Annotated in this window: 13 protein-coding genes; 9 read left to right on the forward strand and 4 right to left on the reverse strand. The window is 45.4% G+C overall.

Annotated features, from left to right (window positions below):
* Positions 1-106: 106 nt before the first annotated feature.
* Entirely contained in the window at positions 107-1294 is a 1188-nt protein-coding gene (locus FTT89_RS01400; protein ID WP_180006685.1) for an MFS transporter, read from the reverse strand.
* Positions 1295-1560: 266 nt separating this feature from the next.
* On the opposite strand from FTT89_RS01400, the gene cgtA reads away from it, so the two are divergent.
* Both cgtA and proB read left to right on the forward strand, forming a co-directional pair.
* On the forward strand, positions 1561-2772 hold the full coding sequence (cgtA, locus tag FTT89_RS01405; RefSeq protein WP_016660051.1) for an Obg family GTPase CgtA: 1212 nt from the start codon (positions 1561-1563) through the stop codon (positions 2770-2772).
* 29 nt (positions 2773-2801) lie between these two features.
* The gene (gene proB / locus FTT89_RS01410; RefSeq protein WP_005176735.1) at positions 2802-3935 is read left to right on the forward strand and encodes a glutamate 5-kinase; all 1134 of its coding nucleotides are present in this window, start codon (positions 2802-2804) and stop codon (positions 3933-3935) included.
* An 83-nt stretch (positions 3936-4018) separates the two neighbouring features.
* On the opposite strand, the gene FTT89_RS01415 is transcribed toward proB, so the two are convergent.
* The gene (locus FTT89_RS01415; RefSeq protein ID WP_163145952.1) at positions 4019-4723 is read right to left on the reverse strand and encodes an SIMPL domain-containing protein; all 705 of its coding nucleotides are present in this window, start codon (positions 4721-4723) and stop codon (positions 4019-4021) included.
* Positions 4724-5191: 468 nt separating this feature from the next.
* Between FTT89_RS01415 and FTT89_RS01420 the strand changes: the two genes are divergently transcribed.
* From FTT89_RS01420 to sohB, 7 genes are all read left to right on the forward strand, one after another.
* The gene (locus FTT89_RS01420; protein ID WP_005176742.1) at positions 5192-6565 is read left to right on the forward strand and encodes a diaminobutyrate--2-oxoglutarate transaminase; all 1374 of its coding nucleotides are present in this window, start codon (positions 5192-5194) and stop codon (positions 6563-6565) included.
* Between the two features lie 3 nt (positions 6566-6568).
* Entirely contained in the window at positions 6569-8101 is a 1533-nt protein-coding gene (locus FTT89_RS01425; RefSeq protein WP_104471299.1) for an aspartate aminotransferase family protein, read from the forward strand.
* Positions 8102-8698: 597 nt separating this feature from the next.
* Positions 8699-9724: a substrate-binding domain-containing protein gene (locus tag FTT89_RS01430; RefSeq protein ID WP_005176746.1), complete on the forward strand. Its 1026-nt coding sequence runs from the start codon at positions 8699-8701 to the stop codon at positions 9722-9724.
* Positions 9725-9825: 101 nt separating this feature from the next.
* Positions 9826-11205, forward strand: a complete 1380-nt coding sequence (gene pstC / locus FTT89_RS01435; RefSeq protein WP_180036968.1) for a phosphate ABC transporter permease subunit PstC — start codon at positions 9826-9828, stop codon at positions 11203-11205.
* On the forward strand, positions 11205-12599 hold the full coding sequence (gene pstA, locus FTT89_RS01440; RefSeq protein ID WP_160241466.1) for a phosphate ABC transporter permease PstA: 1395 nt from the start codon (positions 11205-11207) through the stop codon (positions 12597-12599). Before pstC ends, pstA begins: the two co-directional genes overlap by 1 nt.
* Positions 12600-12612: 13 nt before the next feature.
* On the forward strand, positions 12613-13542 hold the full coding sequence (pstB, locus tag FTT89_RS01445; protein WP_218944958.1) for a phosphate ABC transporter ATP-binding protein PstB: 930 nt from the start codon (positions 12613-12615) through the stop codon (positions 13540-13542).
* Positions 13543-13939: 397 nt separating this feature from the next.
* Positions 13940-14902: a protease SohB gene (gene sohB / locus FTT89_RS01450; RefSeq protein WP_180006683.1), complete on the forward strand. Its 963-nt coding sequence runs from the start codon at positions 13940-13942 to the stop codon at positions 14900-14902.
* A gap of 32 nt (positions 14903-14934) precedes the next feature.
* Here the strand turns inward: sohB and FTT89_RS01455 are convergent, their stop codons facing one another.
* Positions 14935-15564, reverse strand: a complete 630-nt coding sequence (locus FTT89_RS01455; RefSeq protein ID WP_180172657.1) for a DUF2238 domain-containing protein — start codon at positions 15562-15564, stop codon at positions 14935-14937.
* Positions 15565-15714: 150 nt separating this feature from the next.
* Positions 15715-17103, reverse strand: a complete 1389-nt coding sequence (gene purB, locus FTT89_RS01460; protein WP_005176761.1) for an adenylosuccinate lyase — start codon at positions 17101-17103, stop codon at positions 15715-15717.
* Positions 17104-17118: the final 15 nt, after the last annotated feature.

Consider the following 17118-nt stretch of genomic DNA (forward strand, 5'->3'; position numbering starts at 1 on the left):
CTCATTCAGCATAACAGCCCCTCATCCTAGCCTTCTCCCAAAGGGAGAAGGAACTTGCAGGATTTATCTTATGAATGAGTCATGAGCAGTGATGGATCAAAATATTTTAAGCCTGTTTCATCTTTTTAAAATCAAAACGGTCAATCACTAAAATGCCAAGCGCAAAGATTAGTCCAAGTGCCACACAGCCAATCCATTCAAAATGTTCCCAGGCATACACCGCACCCAGTGAACCAATGGCTGCCCCTGAAAAGTAAATGGTCATATATACCGCATTAATTCTTGAACGCGCTTTAATATCAATCCGATAGACCAGGTTCTGGTTTAATACGTGAAATGCGGTCAGGCCAAAATAGCTCATCAGTACCCCAATCGCGTAGACCACAATATTCTGCTGGGCAAAAAACAGCGGAATACAGGACAACAGCATCAGGGAAATACATAGCGTTGCAACCAGATTTTCCTTGCCTTGTCCCACGGTTTTCCCCGACCAGCTGGCCGAATAAATCCCGATCACGCCAAGTAAGCCAAACAGGCCAATTTCAAAATCACTAAAATGATAAGGCGCGCTGCCCAAGACAAAGGTCATTGAGGTAAAGACCATCGACAAAATGCCAAAGCCTAAGGCGCCGGCACAGGCACGGCGAATTAAATGCGGATGATGCTGCGCCAGTTTAAATAAGGAACGATAAATCCCCGTCACCGTTAAACCGGATTGTGGCTCGGTATTCGGCAGTTTGTGCCACATCAGCAGGGCAAAGCCCAAGGTCAGTATTCCGCTAGATAAATACACACCTTCCCAAGACCAGTAGGTCGATACAAAACCGGCAAAGGTGCGCGACAGAATAATCCCCATCACCAGACCACTCATCAGTTTACCGACAATGGCAGCACTCGATTCCGGCGGACTAATGGTCGAGGCAAACGGAATTAACACCTGCGCAGAAATCGCACCAAAAGTGGCACATAAGGTAAAGAAATACAGTCCAGACAGGCTGCTGCTCAAAGACAGCAGGATTTGTGAAATTGCCGCGAAGACCATCAGACTAACAATTAGCTTGCGTTTATTGAGTAAATCACCCAGTGGCACCAATAGCATAAGTCCTAAACCATAACCAATTTGCGCGACTACTACAGCAAAGCCGGCTTGACTGGTGCTAATGCCCAGACTTTTTTCAATTGAATAAATGAGTGGCTGGTTAAAATAGGCAGAACCGGCACAGAGGCCACAGGCCAGCGCCATCAGTAATACAAATTGAGGGGACAGCACTGGCGTGGCGGTTGGGGAGGACATAACAATTTCTCAAGTCAGCGAGTAGCACACTATAGGTGTTGTGGACTGAAAATAGAAATAAGAAAAAACAATCATTTGATTGCTGAATATCATGCTTGGAAAAAAATAAGCGCTGTCCGGTTTTAGCTAGATTGCGCTTTTTAGATGGCGACACACAAATTGTAAAAAGAATTGTGAGCACAATAGATTTGCTGCATAAATTATTCGAGAAATCCTTTAAAATATGGCAGAATAGGCGGTTTTAAAGTTTTTAGAGGATTGGCAAGATGCGCTTTGTTGATGAAGCAGTCATTACCGTAGAGGCTGGCGACGGTGGCAATGGCGTAGCCAGTTTTCGCCGTGAAAAATTCGTACCATTTGGTGGTCCAGATGGTGGTGATGGTGGTCGTGGCGGTAGCATTTATATTCAGGCCGATGACGACACCAGTACACTCGTAGATTATCGTTATACCCGTAAATTCCGTGCTGAGCGCGGTAAAAATGGTGCAGGCGCAAACTGTGCTGGCCGTGGTGGTGAATCTGTGGTGCTGAAAGTACCGGTAGGCACCACGATTGTAGATACAGATTCTGGTGACATTATTGCTGACTTGGTCGAAGACGGTCAGAAAGTACTGGTTGCCCAGGGCGGTGATGGTGGTTTGGGGAATACTCACTTCAAATCATCGACTAACCGTACCCCGCGTAAATTTACCACAGGTGTGAAAGGTGAATTCCGCGAAATCCGTTTAGAGCTGAAAGTGCTGGCAGATGTTGGCTTACTGGGTATGCCAAATGCCGGTAAATCAACCTTTATTCGTGCAGTATCGGCCGCAAAACCAAAAGTTGCAGACTATCCGTTTACCACCATGGTGCCAAACCTGGGTGTGGTCGATGCCGATCGTCATCGTTCTTTTGTGATGGCCGATATTCCAGGTCTGATTGAAGGCGCCGCAGAAGGGGCTGGTTTAGGGATTCGCTTCCTGAAACACCTAGCGCGTACCCGTATTCTGCTGCACATTGTCGATGTACAGCCAATTGATGGTTCAGATCCGGCACACAATGCCCGTGCCATTTTGAACGAGCTGGAAAAATTCTCGCCAACGCTGGCCAAACTGCCAGTAGTCTTGGTGCTGAACAAGCTCGACCAATTACCGGAAGATTCACGCGAAGAATGGTGTAAACATATTCTGGAAGAACTGCAATGGGAGGGTCCGGTATTCCAGACCTCGGGCCTAATGTCTGAAGGTACCAAAGAAGTGGTGTACTACCTGATGGATCAGATTGAACAGCAACGCGAACGCGAAGTTGAAGATCCAGACTATGCAGCAGAAATGAAAGCCTTCCGTGACCAGCTTGAAGCTGAAACACGCGAGCAAACCATCGCCGCTAAAGAAGCTTATCGTGAAATGCGTCGTCAGCAACGTCTGGCGGGTCAGGGCGATGACTTCGATGATGACGATGAAGATGATGGCGAAATGGAAGTATATTACGTACGTTAAGCTCTTGATGAAGAGTAACTGAGGACAAGATGATAGAAGTGGTAGATGGGCAACGTCAGCTCCAGGGTTGTAAACGAATCGTTGTTAAAATCGGATCATCTTTACTCACAGCAAACGGGAAAGGCTTAGATCTGGATGCAATTTCGCATTGGGCGAATCAGATTGCAGATCTGCATAATGCAGGACACGAGATTATTCTGGTGTCCTCCGGTGCTGTGGCTGAAGGCATGGTTCGAATGAAACTAGAGAATCGACCCACTGATCTACCCAGTCTTCAGGCTTGTGCGGCCATTGGTCAAATGGGTCTGGTACAAACCTGGTCCAGCGTGCTGGAAAAACACGACATTAAAACTGCGCAAGTGTTATTAACTCATGATGACCTGGCAGATCGTCGCCGTTATCTCAATTCATGTGATGCCTTGCAGCACCTGATTGACTGGCGCGTGATTCCGGTGATTAATGAAAATGACACGGTTTCCACTGACGAAATCCGTTTTGGTGATAACGATACCCTGGCAGCTATGGTGGCCGGACAGGTACATGCGGATCTGTTGATTATCCTGACCGATCAGCAAGGCATGTTTGATTCTGATCCGCGCTCTAATCCGGATGCCAAACTGTTCCATACCGTACGTGCTTTAGATGAAAGCCTGTTCGATATGGCCGGTGGTGGTGGCAAGTTTGGCCGTGGCGGTATGCTGACCAAAGTCCGTGCAGCGCGTTTAGCAGCCAAATCGGGTTGTCCAACCTTAATTGCCAGCGGTGAAAGTGATAATGTACTGGCCCGTCTGATGGATGGCGAAATGCTTGGTACGCTGTTTATTACCGACAATGATCGTATCACCGCACATCAGCAATGGCTAGCGGCGCATCTGCAAACCGCAGGCCGTCTGGTATTGGATGAAGGTGCGGTAAAAGCCATCAAGGAAAATCATCGTAGCCTGTTACCGGTGGGTGTACGCGCCGTGGAAGGGCATTTCGAGCGTGGTGATGTGGTGGAATGTGTCGATCGTCAAGGCCATCGGGTGGCTGTCGGGCGGGTGAACTTTAGCTCGCGTTCAGCAGACATTATTAAAGGTCTGGCCTCGGACAAAGTGCATCAGGTGTTAGGTGAAGCACGTTCGCTGGAAATGATCCATCGCAATCATATGGCGATTTACTAAGCCATACAGATTCAACTTAAGAAATACAAAAATCCCGCTTCCGAGCGGGATTTTTTATTTTGGAAATAGAGGTAACGAGCAATTTACTTAAACTGAATCGTCCCGTTGGCATTCACCGTCATCTTCGATTCACCGGCAGCCATATCCGGTGCAGGTGCTGCTTCAGCCACTGCAAACTTGGCGGTATTGGCGCGCATTGCAATCGGGCGCGGGGTATAGTTATTGGTATTCATGTTCAGATTGACCAGTTGATAGCCTGATTTATTCCAGGCCTGGGTCAATAACTGTGCGCGTTGCTGGAAGTTTTTCGAAGCTTCAACTAGTAGCTCATTTTCGACTTTCTTACGCTGGCTATCTGACACACTAAAATGTACCGATTGAGTTTGCAGGCGCTGCTGCAGCTCGCCAATGAGCTGGCTGGCGGCTTTAAAGTCGGTACTTTCCAGATGAATTTCGGCACGACCGCGCCATTCTTTCAGTTTCTGACTGTCATTGTCATAAACCGGATAAGTCGACTGTGAACCACTTTCTACTTTAACCGTTGGATATTTTCGCGCTGTGGCCATCGCCTGATTCATAATTTGGGTGATCTGATTGGCCAGTTCAGAAGGCTGTTTATGACTGCGCTCGATATACAGCACTGCATTCATCTGGTCATTGGATACCTGACGGCTGGCTTCTGCCTGAACATTGATCAGGTTATAGTTCAGTTTTTCGGTGGTCTGCGCCAAGGCACTACCTGAAACTGTGGCGGCCAATAAGCAACTGGAGAGAGTAATAAAACGCATGATTTTGTCCTGTTTTTATAGGTATTTATCTATCAAAGCATATTAGCCAAGCAATATGGCTAATTTTTGCAGAGTTTGTGGTGGGATTGTAAAAAAATAATAAAATCTACTGACTCGGAATGGCTTGATTATTTATTTTAAAACAATATGTTATATTTAATAGTGGGTTTAATTCTGCAGGCAACTTACATAGGGTTAAAAAAAATATCAAGAATGCGGTTTTCTTTCTGCTGTCACATTGTAAGATGATAATTCAATCTAATGGTTAGACCGATAGAACTTTTCGATAAAATTAGCTCGATAAAATGCCAAAAGCGGTTTATTTTCCTGAAAAATTAGGTATCATCGCGCTCCTAGTTATTGAATATTATCTAGATCATCTAACTAGATTTTTATAAAGCACCGAGTCAAAGGACCACAAGTCACCCGACTTATTTCTTCAACCCATATCAGAGATGGTAATTCGATATGAGCGTTACTTCTGTAAACCCTGCCACCAATTCCACAAACGAATACTACTTGACTCGCCAAAGTCAGATGGAATCGAATGTGCGTAGTTATCCTCGTAAATTACCGTTAGCGATAGCGAAGGCACAAGGTTGCTGGGTTACCGATGTTGAGGGTACGACGTACCTGGATTGTTTAGCTGGGGCAGGTACATTGGCTTTGGGCCATAATCATCCTGCGGTGATTCAAAGTATTCAAGACACCATCGCGAGTGGTCTTCCTTTACATACTTTAGATTTAACTACACCTTTAAAAGATGCATTTACTGAAGCGCTTCTTGCTTACCTGCCAGGTGGCAAAGAAGAGTATTGCTTGCAGTTCTGTGGTCCATCTGGTGCAGATGCAACAGAAGCAGCAATCAAGCTTGCAAAAACATTTACCGGCCGTAGCTCTGTAATCAGCTTCTCAGGTGGCTACCACGGTATGACTCACGGTTCGCTGGCAATGACAGGTAACCTGTCTGCCAAGAATGCCGTAAACGGTTTAATGCCGGGCGTACAATTTATGCCGTATCCACACGAATACCGTTGCCCGTTGGGTCTTGGCGGTGAAGCAGGTGTGGATGCACTGACTTACTATTTCGAAAACTTCATTGAAGATGTGGAAAGCGGTGTTACTAAACCGGCTGCTGTAATTCTTGAAGCAATTCAGGGTGAAGGCGGTGTGGTTACTGCGCCTACCAAATGGCTGAAAAAAATCCGTGAAGTGACTGAAAAACACAACATCGTGTTGATTCTTGACGAAGTTCAAGCAGGCTTTGCGCGTTCAGGCAAAATGTTTGCTTATGAACATGCTGGTATTGAGCCAGACGTAGTGGTTATGTCGAAAGCGGTTGGTGGTAGCTTGCCACTGGCGGTGTTAGGGATTAAACGTAAGTTTGATGCTTGGCAACCAGCAGGCCATACCGGTACTTTCCGTGGTAACCAGCTGGCAATGGGTACTGGTCTGGCGACAATCAACACCATTAAAGAACAAAACCTGGCGCAAAATGCGCAAGAGCGTGGCGACTTCCTGCAAGCTGAACTGAAAAAACTGGCAGTTGAATTCCCATGTATCGGTAACGTACGTGGCCGCGGTTTAATGATTGGTGTTGAAATTGTAGATGAGCGTCAGGAAAAAGACCGTTTAGGTGCTTATCCTGCAGATTCACAACTGGCTGCTGCAATTCAGGCTGCATGTTTTGACAACAAACTGTTGTTAGAAAAAGGTGGTCGTGGCGGTACGGTAATCCGTTTACTTTGCCCGCTGATCATTAATCAGGAAGAGTGTGTAGAAGTGATTGCCCGCTTCAAGAAAGCTGTGGCTGAAGCACTGAAAGCAGTACGAGGCGCATAATACATGGTAGATTTTGCAGAACATCGTAAAGCCTTACTCTGCAATGATGCTCAATCTATTGCTGACTATGAGTCAGCAATGGACCAAGCGACAAAAGCTGTCGCAGCATGGTTGCAAAACGATAAAATGTACACCGGTGGTAGCATTAAAGAGCTACGCAGTGCCATTTCATTCAATCCATCGAAAGAAGGTCTGGGTGTACAGAAATCTTTAGAGCGCATGGTCGAGCTGTTCCTGAACAAGAGCTTGAAAGTTCACCATCCGCATTCACTGGCGCATTTGCACTGTCCAACCATGGTGGCCAGCCAGATCGCAGAAGTGTTAATTAACGCCACTAACCAGTCCATGGACTCATGGGATCAAAGCCCGGCCGGTTCATTAATGGAAGTGCAGCTGATTGACTGGTTACGCCAAAAAGTCGGTTACGGTTCAGGTCAGGCCGGTGTATTCACTTCAGGTGGTACGCAGTCTAACCTGATGGGCGTACTGCTGGCGCGTGATGCCTGCATCGCGAAAAACTGGAAAGACGAAAACGGCAAGCCGTGGTCAGTACAGCGTGATGGTGTACCGGCAGAGGCAATGCGTAATGTCAAAGTCATCTGTTCTGAAAATGCACACTTCTCTGTGCAAAAGAACATGGCGATGATGGGCATGGGCTTCCAGTCTGTGGTTACCGTTCCTGTGAATGACAATGCACAGATGGATGTGGTTGCACTTGAGAAAACCATGGCACACCTTCAGTCTGAAGGCAAAATTGTGGCATGTGTGGTGGCAACTGCAGGTACAACCGATGCGGGCGCGATTGATCCATTAAAAGAAATTCGTGAAATCACCAACAAATATGGCGCGTGGATGCACATTGACGCGGCGTGGGGTGGTGCACTGATTTTGTCGAATGACTATCGTTCTATGCTCGATGGCATTGAATTGTCGGATTCTGTGACGCTTGATTTCCACAAGCATTATTTCCAGACCATTTCATGTGGCGCATTCTTGTTAAAAGACGAAGCCAACTACCGTTTCATGCATTATGAAGCCGAGTACTTGAACTCTGCTTATGATGAAGAACATGGCGTACCAAACCTGGTATCGAAGTCACTGCAAACCACGCGTCGTTTTGATGCCTTGAAATTGTGGATGACAGTTGAAGCCTTGGGCGAAGAGCTTTATGGTTCAATGATCGATCATGGTGTGGATTTAACCCGTGATGTTGCTGCTTATATTAAAGCAACAGATGGTCTTGAGCTGCTGGTAGAGCCGCAATTTGCATCGGTATTGTTCCGTGTGGTGCCTGAAGGCTATCCGGCTGAATTTGTCGATGCCTTAAACCAGAACGTCGCAGATGAGCTGTTTGCGCGTGGTGAAGCCAATATTGGTGTAACCAAAGTGGGTCAGGTTCAGTCATTGAAAATGACCACGTTAAGCCCGGTTGCAACACTAGACAACGTGAAAAACCTGCTGGCACTTGTGCTGGCAGAAGCAGAGCGTATTAAAGCTTCAATTGCAGATGGTACTTACACACCACCAATCGCTTAATCGCATGCTGCAAAGAAAGAGAGGCCTACAAGGCCTCTTTTTTTATCTCGGGTCATTGAATTGAAAAAAATGAAGATGAATGTCATGTATCTGTTAACAAGCCAAACGGGCCAAAAGAAGGGGATAGAAGTGAATAAAGTGGCTGAGTACAGTGAAGTGATCAATTGGCTGAGAGCGTGTGTTTCAGGCAACAGATGAATATATTAAGTTTAAGAAAAACAATCAATTTCGCTTTTTATAGAATATCGGGTGATTGTCATCAACCAGAGAGAATTATGACAATTGTAAGAAAGTGAACCGGTGCTGGATTGGCATTTTGTCATATTTTTACAGCGCTTTCATATTTTTTTAGACATCTTTCGAAATTTTAATAAGGTAGTGAAATGTTATTAAAATCATTACCTTAAATTAATATTTTGATATAAAGCAGGCTTCTAGAAACTATAAAAACAAGCTGCAAAATAAAACATCATTAAAGTGTCATAAAGGTGTAACTTTATTGTCATATTTTAAACTCACAATGCACATAACGAAATAAGTACAAAACTTAATAAAAAGTGGCGTACTCCGAATTTGCATAAATTGAGAGAGAACAGAATGCGCTTTACCAATATCGCACTTGCATTAGCACTATCTGGGGCAGCTGTAGCAACAACTGCGAACGCAGCTCGTGACACCATCCAAATCGCTGGTTCTTCTACAGTATTGCCATACGCAAGTATTGTAGCAGAAGAGTTCGGTAACACATTCCCACAATTCAAAGCGCCTGTTGTTGGTTCTGGCGGTTCTTCAGGTGGTTTGAAACAGTTCTGTAACGGTGTGGGCGATAACACAATTGATATCGCAAACTCATCTCGTCAAATTAAAGATTCAGAAATCGCTGCATGTAAAAAAGCAGGCGTGAACCAGATCTTAGAAGTTAAAATTGGTTATGACGGTATCGTATTCGCGTCAAACTCAAACAAAGCTGCTTATAAATTAAAACCTTACCATGTATTTGCTGCTTTGGCTGCTGAGCTTCCATCGAAAGGTAAAATGGTTGCTAACCCATATACACGTTGGAACCAGATTGACAAATCACTTCCAAACGAGCCAATTACTCTGGTAATTCCAGCATCTAACCACGGTACACGTGAAGTGTTCCAGGAGAAAATGGTTGATGCAGGTTGTGAAGCTTACGCAGCAATCAAAGCATTAGACAAAGATGCGAAGAAAAAAGCATGTACAACTTTCCGTAAAGATGGCCGTGTGATTGAAATCGCTGGTGACTACACTGAAACACTGGCACGTTTAAGAACTTCTCCAAGTGCAGTGGGTGTATTCGGTCTAGGTTTCTATGACCAAAACCGTGACAAGCTACGTGTTGCAACTGTAAACAACGTTGCGCCATCTGAGCAAACAATCCTGAACGGTTCTTACCCTGTTTCACGTCCATTGTTCTTCTACGTGAAAGGTGAGCACCTTAAATCAATCAAAGGCCTACAACAGTACACAGAATTCTTCTTAAGTAAGAAAGTATCTGGTAAAGGTTCTAAGTTAGACAAAGCAGGTCTGATCTCTTTATCTGACAAAGAACGTGCGCAAATCTTGGCGAACTTCAAAGCAGGTAAAGCTGTTAAATAATTGTGGTTAAAACAGCTGATGGCAGGGTTTCCTGCCATCAGCTTTTTGCGAAGAGAAATGTTTTTTCAAATAATGAAAATTGAAAAAACGGTGGAGAATACATGAATCTGCTACTCATAGGTGTGTTACTGGCAATTATTGCCATAGCCTATCAAATCGGGTTAAGCAAAAGCCGTAACCTAGCAGGTAAGGGAAATAATTCTGCAATGTTGCACTCACGCCCTGGTTATTATGGTGCGTTGGTGGCGTTGTGGTGTGCGATCCCTGCTTTTTTAATTTTGATTGTTTGGAATCTGGTTGAACCAACCATTTTGGAACAGGTGGTACTGAGTCATGTGCCGGCAGATGTTGCTGCCAACCTGAATGCAGCCAGCACTAGTGTTCTGGTAGACCGTGTGCAAGCACTGGCGTCTGGCTTTGGTGTAACCGATACACCAGCCGCCTATGAACTGGCAGCTGCTGAACAATTAGCAAAATTTGAAACCATTGGTTCTTATATCAAACTGGCCGTTGTGATTTGCGCAGCGTTAATTGGTTTGCTATGGGCGAAAAAACGTGTCTCTCAACAGTACCGTGCCCGTAACCAGGTTGAAAAGATCATTAACATTTCTTTAGCCCTCTGTTCTGGTGTGGCCATTCTGACCACCGTTGGTATCGTGATGTCGATGTTCGGGGAAGCCATACGCTTCTTTAGCTTCGTCAGCCCAATGGACTTCTTCTTTGGTACCCAGTGGAACCCAGGTTTTAGTACCACCGGTAGTGCCGATGGTGAATATGGCCTTTTACCGCTGTTATGGGGAACCTTGCTGGTCAGTGCGATTGCATTACTGGTTGCAGTACCTATTGGTCTGATGATTGCCATTTACCTGGCAGAGTATGCATCTTCGAAATTCCGTTCATGGGCAAAACCGACCATTGAAGTGTTGGCCGGTATTCCGACCATTGTATATGGTGTATTTGCCTTAATGATTATTGGTCCATTCCTGAAAAGTGCCGGTGCACTGCTGGGTATTGATATCAATGCTACCAGTGCTTTAACTGCCGGTCTGGTAATGGGCATCATGATCATTCCATTTGTATCGTCTTTATCTGATGACATCATTACCCAGGTGCCACGTGCTCTACGTGATGGTTCGTTGGGTCTGGGTGCGACTAAGTCGGAAACCATTCGTAAAGTGGTGATGCCGGCTGCCTTGCCAGGGATTATCGGCGCCTTCTTGCTGGCTGCATCTCGTGCAATTGGTGAAACCATGATTGTGGTCCTGGCCGCAGGTAACAGTCCGTTACTACATGCCAACCCGCTAGAAGCGGTTGCAACCGTGACCATGACGATTGTTAACCAGTTAACCGGTGATACCGACTTCGCAAGTCCGCAGGCATTGGTGGCGTTCGCATTAGGTTTAACCCTGTTTGTTATTACCCTGTGTTTGAACATTGTGGCACTTTACATCGTGCGTAAATATCGTGAGCAATACGACTAATGAGTACTTCAAATACTACTTCAATGGATCAACAACCGCTTGATCCACGGGCGGCCGCTGAATTACGCGCACAACGTAAACAGAAAATTGAAAGCTCGTTAGCAAAACGCCATCGTAAAGAAAGCACTTTCCGCATGTTTGGTCTGGCCTCGGTACTGGCAGGTTTATTCTTTGTCGTGTTACTGTTCGGCAGTATTCTGGCCAAAGGTTTACCGGCATTCTGGCAAAGCAGTATGGCAGTGCCAGTCTACTTTGACCCAAGCATTATTAATGTGGGCGCCCAGCCAAAACAGCAGGCAGGTGAATCTCCGGCACAATTTAATGACCGTATGATTGCCTGGCAGACTGAAATGGGTATGGTCGATTGGGATGCGCTTATCGTTAATGGTATCGTCGCTAAAGATGCGGCGCTTGAAGCCAAGCGTGATGATTTAGGCTACATGTACACCAGTTCTGAAACCTATCGCTTACGTGATATGGTACTGGCAGATCCATCGCTGATTGGTCAAACCAAAGAAGTGAAAATTCTGGCCGATGCCAATGTAGATGTATGGCTTGCGGGCAATATTGACCGTGACCTGCCGGCAGAACAGCAGCAGCTAAGCCCGGAAATCCGTCAGCTGGCAGATGATCTGAAAGCCCAAGGTATTATAGAAAATACTTTCAATACCAATATCTTTGTCAGCCCGGACTCGCGTAGTTCGCCTGCAACTTCTGGTTTGGCTGGTGCCTTCATGGGTTCATTGTTCATGATGCTGATCGTGATCTTTATCTCGATTCCAATTGGTGTGGCATCTGCAATTTACCTGGAAGAATTTGCACCAAAAAATGTCATTACTGATATTATTGAAGTGAACATTAACAACCTGGCCGCAGTTCCATCGATTGTATTTGGTCTGTTGGGCGCTGCCATCTTCATTGGCTGGATGCATTTACCGTTATCTGCGCCACTGGTGGGTGGTCTAGTTCTAAGTTTAATGACTTTACCGACCGTAATTATTACCACACGTGCTTCACTAAAAGCGGTGCCGCCATCTATTCGTCAGGCTGCATTGGGCTTGGGTGCATCACGTCTACAAACCGTATTCCATCATGTATTGCCACTGGCATTACCAGGGATTTTAACCGGTGCGATTATTGGTGTTGCACAAGCATTGGGTGAAACCGCACCACTTCTATTAATTGGTATGAGTGCCTTCGTTGCGAGCGTACCGGCATCTCCATTTGATCAATCTACCGCATTACCGGTACAAATTTTCCTATGGCAGGGCAATGAATTGCGTAACTTCTTTGAAGGACGTACCGCTGCCGCCATTATCGTACTTCTTGCACTCATGATCGGCCTGAACAGTCTGGCGATCTGGTTACGTAAGAAATTTGAAGTACGTTGGTAATTGAGGGCAAAATATGACTACTGTATTAAGCACAGACAAACCGAATTCCTTAGAACAGGATAAAGCAGTGAATCCAGAGCAAACACAATTTACGTCAACTGAAGGCGAAGAACACAAACAGCCTGCAACTTCGTTTGTGTCTCAGTTTGATACCCAGGCGGCGAGCAAAAAAGAAGCCAAATCGAACAATGTCAAACTCAGCACCTCCGATGTTCATGTGTACTATGGTGAATCTGAAGCAATTAAAGGCATTGACCTGAACATTTATGAAAATGAAGTCATTGCCTTCATTGGTCCATCAGGTTGTGGTAAATCGACTTTCCTTCGTACCTTAAACCGGATGAATGACACCATTGATTCATGCCGCGTTACCGGTAAAGTCATGCTGGATAATCAGGACATCTATGATCCGAACCTGGATGTGGTATTACTACGTGCCCAAGTCGGTATGGTGTTCCAGAAGCCAAACCCGTTCCCGAAATCAATTTTTGAAAACGTGGCTTACGGTCCGAAACTGCACGGTTTGGCGCGTGACAAATACGATCTTGAAGAAATTGTTGAAAACAGCCTGCGTAAAGCCGGTCTGTGGGATGAAGTTAAAGACCGTTTAAACCAGCCAGGTACTGGTCTGTCAGGTGGTCAGCAGCAGCGTTTATGTATCGCGCGTACCATTGCGGTTTCACCAGAAGTCATTCTGATGGATGAACCATGTTCCGCACTGGACCCGATTGCAACTGCAAAAGTTGAAGAACTGATTTCTGAGCTGTCTACCCAGTACACCATTGCGATTGTTACGCACTCGATGCAACAGGCAGCGCGTGTATCAGACCGTACCGCATACTTCCACCTGGGTGATCTGATTGAAGTGAACTCGACTGAAAAAGTCTTTACTCAACCAGACCATCAATTAACGGAAGCGTACATTACAGGTCGTTTTGGTTAGTTGCCAACCGCTGTATATCAAAAAACCGCAAATCAATATTTGCGGTTTTTTTATGGCTCTGGTTGAGGGGTAGGGGGAGGGTCATAGCGGATTTGATGGATTATCTAACCTATCATAATGCTTAAAATGAGACCCTAAATAGATTTCAGTTTGAAGGGCTGAATCCGGAGCAGATCATTCCATCTGCTATCCAGTTGGTGGTTTTAATGTTGAGCTTTCCCAGCTTTTAAAATCCCGTCCTGTTCAACAGGGCTGTATTTTTTAGTTGTTGCAAAAATGACACTACGGTTAACACGGAAGTGGATTAAATTAAGCAAATAAATGCGCTAATATTGAATTCTCAATATCCGCCCTCATCTAAAGCTTAGCCAAAATAAAATTGAGAACAGATTTTTATATGTTATTTCATTCCCAAAAACTACCTGCCGAAATTCGTATCCGTCATTTAAATGCGCGTATTAACGAACAACGAAAAAAAATAGCGCAGACTACGGCCTCCAAACTGGAGCTGTTGCAATTTAGCCAGCAATTGTCCAAAGAAGCACGCCTGCGTAAAAAGAATAACCAGAAAATTTATGTACTCGATTTTAAAGGGGATATGGCCGCCTCTGCGGTAGAGAATCTGCGTGAAGAAATTACCTTAATTCTGGCCACCGCCAAAGCTGGACGTGACCGCGTGGTGGTGCGTCTGGAAAGTCCGGGCGGGATGGTACATGGTTATGGTTTAGCCGCTGCACAACTGGTACGTCTGCGTGATGCCGGTTTTCATTTGACCATCTGTGTTGATAAAGTCGCTGCTAGCGGTGGCTATATGATGGCTTGTATCGCCAATGAAATTATCTCTGCACCGTTTGCTATTGTGGGTTCAATTGGCGTAGTGGCACAGGTGCCAAACTTTAACCGCCTGCTGAAACAGCACAATATAGATTTTGAACTGTATACGGCTGGTCAATACAAACGCACCGTGACCATGTTTGGTGAAAATACCGAAGAAGGCAAGGCCAAGTTTGAAGAAGAGTTGCAACAAACTCACAGCCTGTTCAAGCACTTTGTTGAAAAGTACCGTCCGCAGCTCAATGTTGAAAAAGTCGCTACAGGTGAACACTGGTATGGTCAGGATGCTTCCGATCTGAACCTGGTCGATAAACTGCAAACCTCAGATGAATACCTGTTAGGGTTATTGCCACAGCATGATGTTTATGTCATTGAAACCCGTCGCAAGCCAACCTTGGGTGAAAAACTCGGCCTACAAGCCGCACAGGTGGCCGATTCTCTGGTGCCTGCGGTCATTAACAAGGTGATGGATACTTTAAGCAAAGCCAGTGCCAATCTGGTGCAAATGCGCGATCCTAAGCTCTAATCCAATTTTGCTCATGAAACATGAAAAAGCACTCAATCGAGTGCTTTTTTTCTGTCTTTGTATAAGCTCCAGCTTCCTGCCAGAATTGCGCCGAGCGTAGCCAGGAGCATATCTTTATGCGCATCCCAGATATCGCCTTGCTGACCATTATAATTTTCAGCCGCTTCTGGAGAGAGGAGGATGGCGAGTAACCATTCCAGCCATTCGTAAATCAAACTGCTGCTCATAACCCATTGCACGACCAGCAGAAAGATCATCCAGTTAGGAAAGCCCAGCCGATGTAAGCGGAAAAACAGCGGGTAGAGCAGCACCCCATAGGCAAAATGCACAAAGCGATCATACATATTGCGTTCCCAGCCCAGCCACTGATTTAAATCAAAGCCGAAGTATTGCAGCAGCCAGTCGTTATAGGGCACATAAGAATAGAGATAATGCGCGCCTAAAATATGAATCAACAGAAAGATAAGATAGAAAACAAAACTCGAAAAGCTTAAACCGACTTTTTTGAAGAGCAATAGCAGCACAATTAGCATGATAACCGTTCCAACCTGATGTAGCACATAGGCTGAAAATTCCATCGGGTTGATACTGGCAAGCAGCATGGTCAGGCCTAACAGGACCAGCATCAGCCAATGTTTGGCTTGTAATTGGTAGTCGATCATTCTGGTTATAGGATTGGGATTTGTAATTATCATAATAAAAAAGCGAAACCGGAGCTTCGCTTTTTGATGCTGAGTTTTTCAAAATTACACCCTCTTTATGTTGCTTCCAGAGGAAGAAAGAAGATGTTGTGAAAAACTCAAATCATTTCATTAGATTTTAGCAATCAAATCTTTAATTTGTTTTGCCTGTTCAGCGGCATTACCGGTGTAAGACGCAGGGGTCATTTCAGCTAAACGTGCACGATCCGCAGCCGGAACAGCTTCGAGTTCGTTACCGTTGACGAAGCTCACCATCATGTCGCGAGTCATCGCTTGACCACGAGTCAGCGCTTTTAATTTTTCGTATGGTTTTTCAACGTTGTAACGACGCATAACCGTTTGAATCGGTTCAGCCAATACTTCTTGTGCATTGTCCAGGTCTTCCAGAATACGGTCAGCATTCAGTTCTAGTTTACCAATACCTTTTAAGCAGGCTTCAAATGCGATCAAGCTCTGTGCAAAACCTACACCCATGTTACGAAGTACAGTTGAGTCGGTTAAGTCACGCTGCCAGCGAGAAATTGGAAGTTTTTCGCCCAGGTGCGCAAGAACAGCATTGGCAATACCCAGGTTACCTTCAGAGTTTTCGAAGTCAATCGGGTTGACTTTGTGCGGCATGGTTGAAGAACCGACTTCGCCTTCTTTCAGTTTTTGTTTGAAGAAGCCCAGCGAGATATAACCCCAAACGTCACGGTTAAAGTCGATTAAGATGGTGTTGAAACGACGCAGCGCATCAAACAGTTCCGCCATATAGTCATGCGGTTCAATTTGCGTGGTGTACGGGTTGAAAGTTAAACCTAAAGATTCAACAAATGCTTGTGAATGTGCAGGCCAGTTGATGTCTGGATAGGCAGACAGGTGAGCGTTGTAGTTACCCACTGCACCGTTGATTTTACCCAGCAGTTCAACATTGTTGAATTGCTTGATTTGACGCGCTAAACGGTACGCCACGTTGGCCATTTCTTTACCCAAAGTGGTTGGGCTAGCTGTTTGACCGTGTGTACGAGACAGCATGGGTTGATCAGCATGTTTTTCAGCCAGCGCCACAATTGAGTCAATGATTTGCTGCATAGATGCAACCAGTACATCACGGCCGTTTTTCAGCATTAACGCGTGTGACAGGTTGTTGATGTCTTCAGAAGTACAAGCAAAGTGAATGAATTCACCGGCATTTTTCAGCTCGTCGATGTTGGCGATTTTTTCTTTCAGGAAATATTCAACCGCTTTAACGTCGTGGTTAGTGGTACGTTCAATCTCTTTAATGCGGTTCGCATCTTCTTCAGAGAAATTTGCCACAATCGCATCTAAGGCCGCATTGGTTTCTGCAGAAAAAGCTGGGACTTCAGTAATTTCCGGACGGTTCGCAAGCGCTTGTAACCAACGCACTTCAACAGTCACACGAGCATGGATTAAACCAAACTCAGAAAGGAAAGGACGAAGAGCATCACATTTGCTCGCATAACGTCCATCTAATGGAGAAAGTGCAGTTAAAGCGTTCATAACGATTCCTTAAAC

It is taken from the genome of Acinetobacter sp. YH01025 (genome assembly GCF_013420185.1).
In the GTDB taxonomy this organism is placed as follows: domain Bacteria; phylum Pseudomonadota; class Gammaproteobacteria; order Pseudomonadales; family Moraxellaceae; genus Acinetobacter; species Acinetobacter indicus.

What these genes read in the sequence shown, in the direction of transcription:
- FTT89_RS01400 (WP_180006685.1), bottom strand. Translation starts at nt 1,294, where the DNA reads ATGTCCTCCCCAACCGCCACGCCAGTGCTGTCCCCTCAATTTGTATTA.
- cgtA (WP_016660051.1), top strand. Translation starts at nt 1,561, where the DNA reads ATGCGCTTTGTTGATGAAGCAGTCATTACCGTAGAGGCTGGCGACGGT.
- proB (WP_005176735.1), top strand. Translation starts at nt 2,802, where the DNA reads ATGATAGAAGTGGTAGATGGGCAACGTCAGCTCCAGGGTTGTAAACGA.
- FTT89_RS01415 (WP_163145952.1), bottom strand. Translation starts at nt 4,723, where the DNA reads ATGCGTTTTATTACTCTCTCCAGTTGCTTATTGGCCGCCACAGTTTCA.
- FTT89_RS01420 (WP_005176742.1), top strand. Translation starts at nt 5,192, where the DNA reads ATGAGCGTTACTTCTGTAAACCCTGCCACCAATTCCACAAACGAATAC.
- FTT89_RS01425 (WP_104471299.1), top strand. Translation starts at nt 6,569, where the DNA reads ATGGTAGATTTTGCAGAACATCGTAAAGCCTTACTCTGCAATGATGCT.
- FTT89_RS01430 (WP_005176746.1), top strand. Translation starts at nt 8,699, where the DNA reads ATGCGCTTTACCAATATCGCACTTGCATTAGCACTATCTGGGGCAGCT.
- pstC (WP_180036968.1), top strand. Translation starts at nt 9,826, where the DNA reads ATGAATCTGCTACTCATAGGTGTGTTACTGGCAATTATTGCCATAGCC.
- pstA (WP_160241466.1), top strand. Translation starts at nt 11,205, where the DNA reads ATGAGTACTTCAAATACTACTTCAATGGATCAACAACCGCTTGATCCA.
- pstB (WP_218944958.1), top strand. Translation starts at nt 12,613, where the DNA reads ATGACTACTGTATTAAGCACAGACAAACCGAATTCCTTAGAACAGGAT.
- sohB (WP_180006683.1), top strand. Translation starts at nt 13,940, where the DNA reads ATGTTATTTCATTCCCAAAAACTACCTGCCGAAATTCGTATCCGTCAT.
- FTT89_RS01455 (WP_180172657.1), bottom strand. Translation starts at nt 15,564, where the DNA reads ATGATCGACTACCAATTACAAGCCAAACATTGGCTGATGCTGGTCCTG.
- purB (WP_005176761.1), bottom strand. Translation starts at nt 17,103, where the DNA reads ATGAACGCTTTAACTGCACTTTCTCCATTAGATGGACGTTATGCGAGC.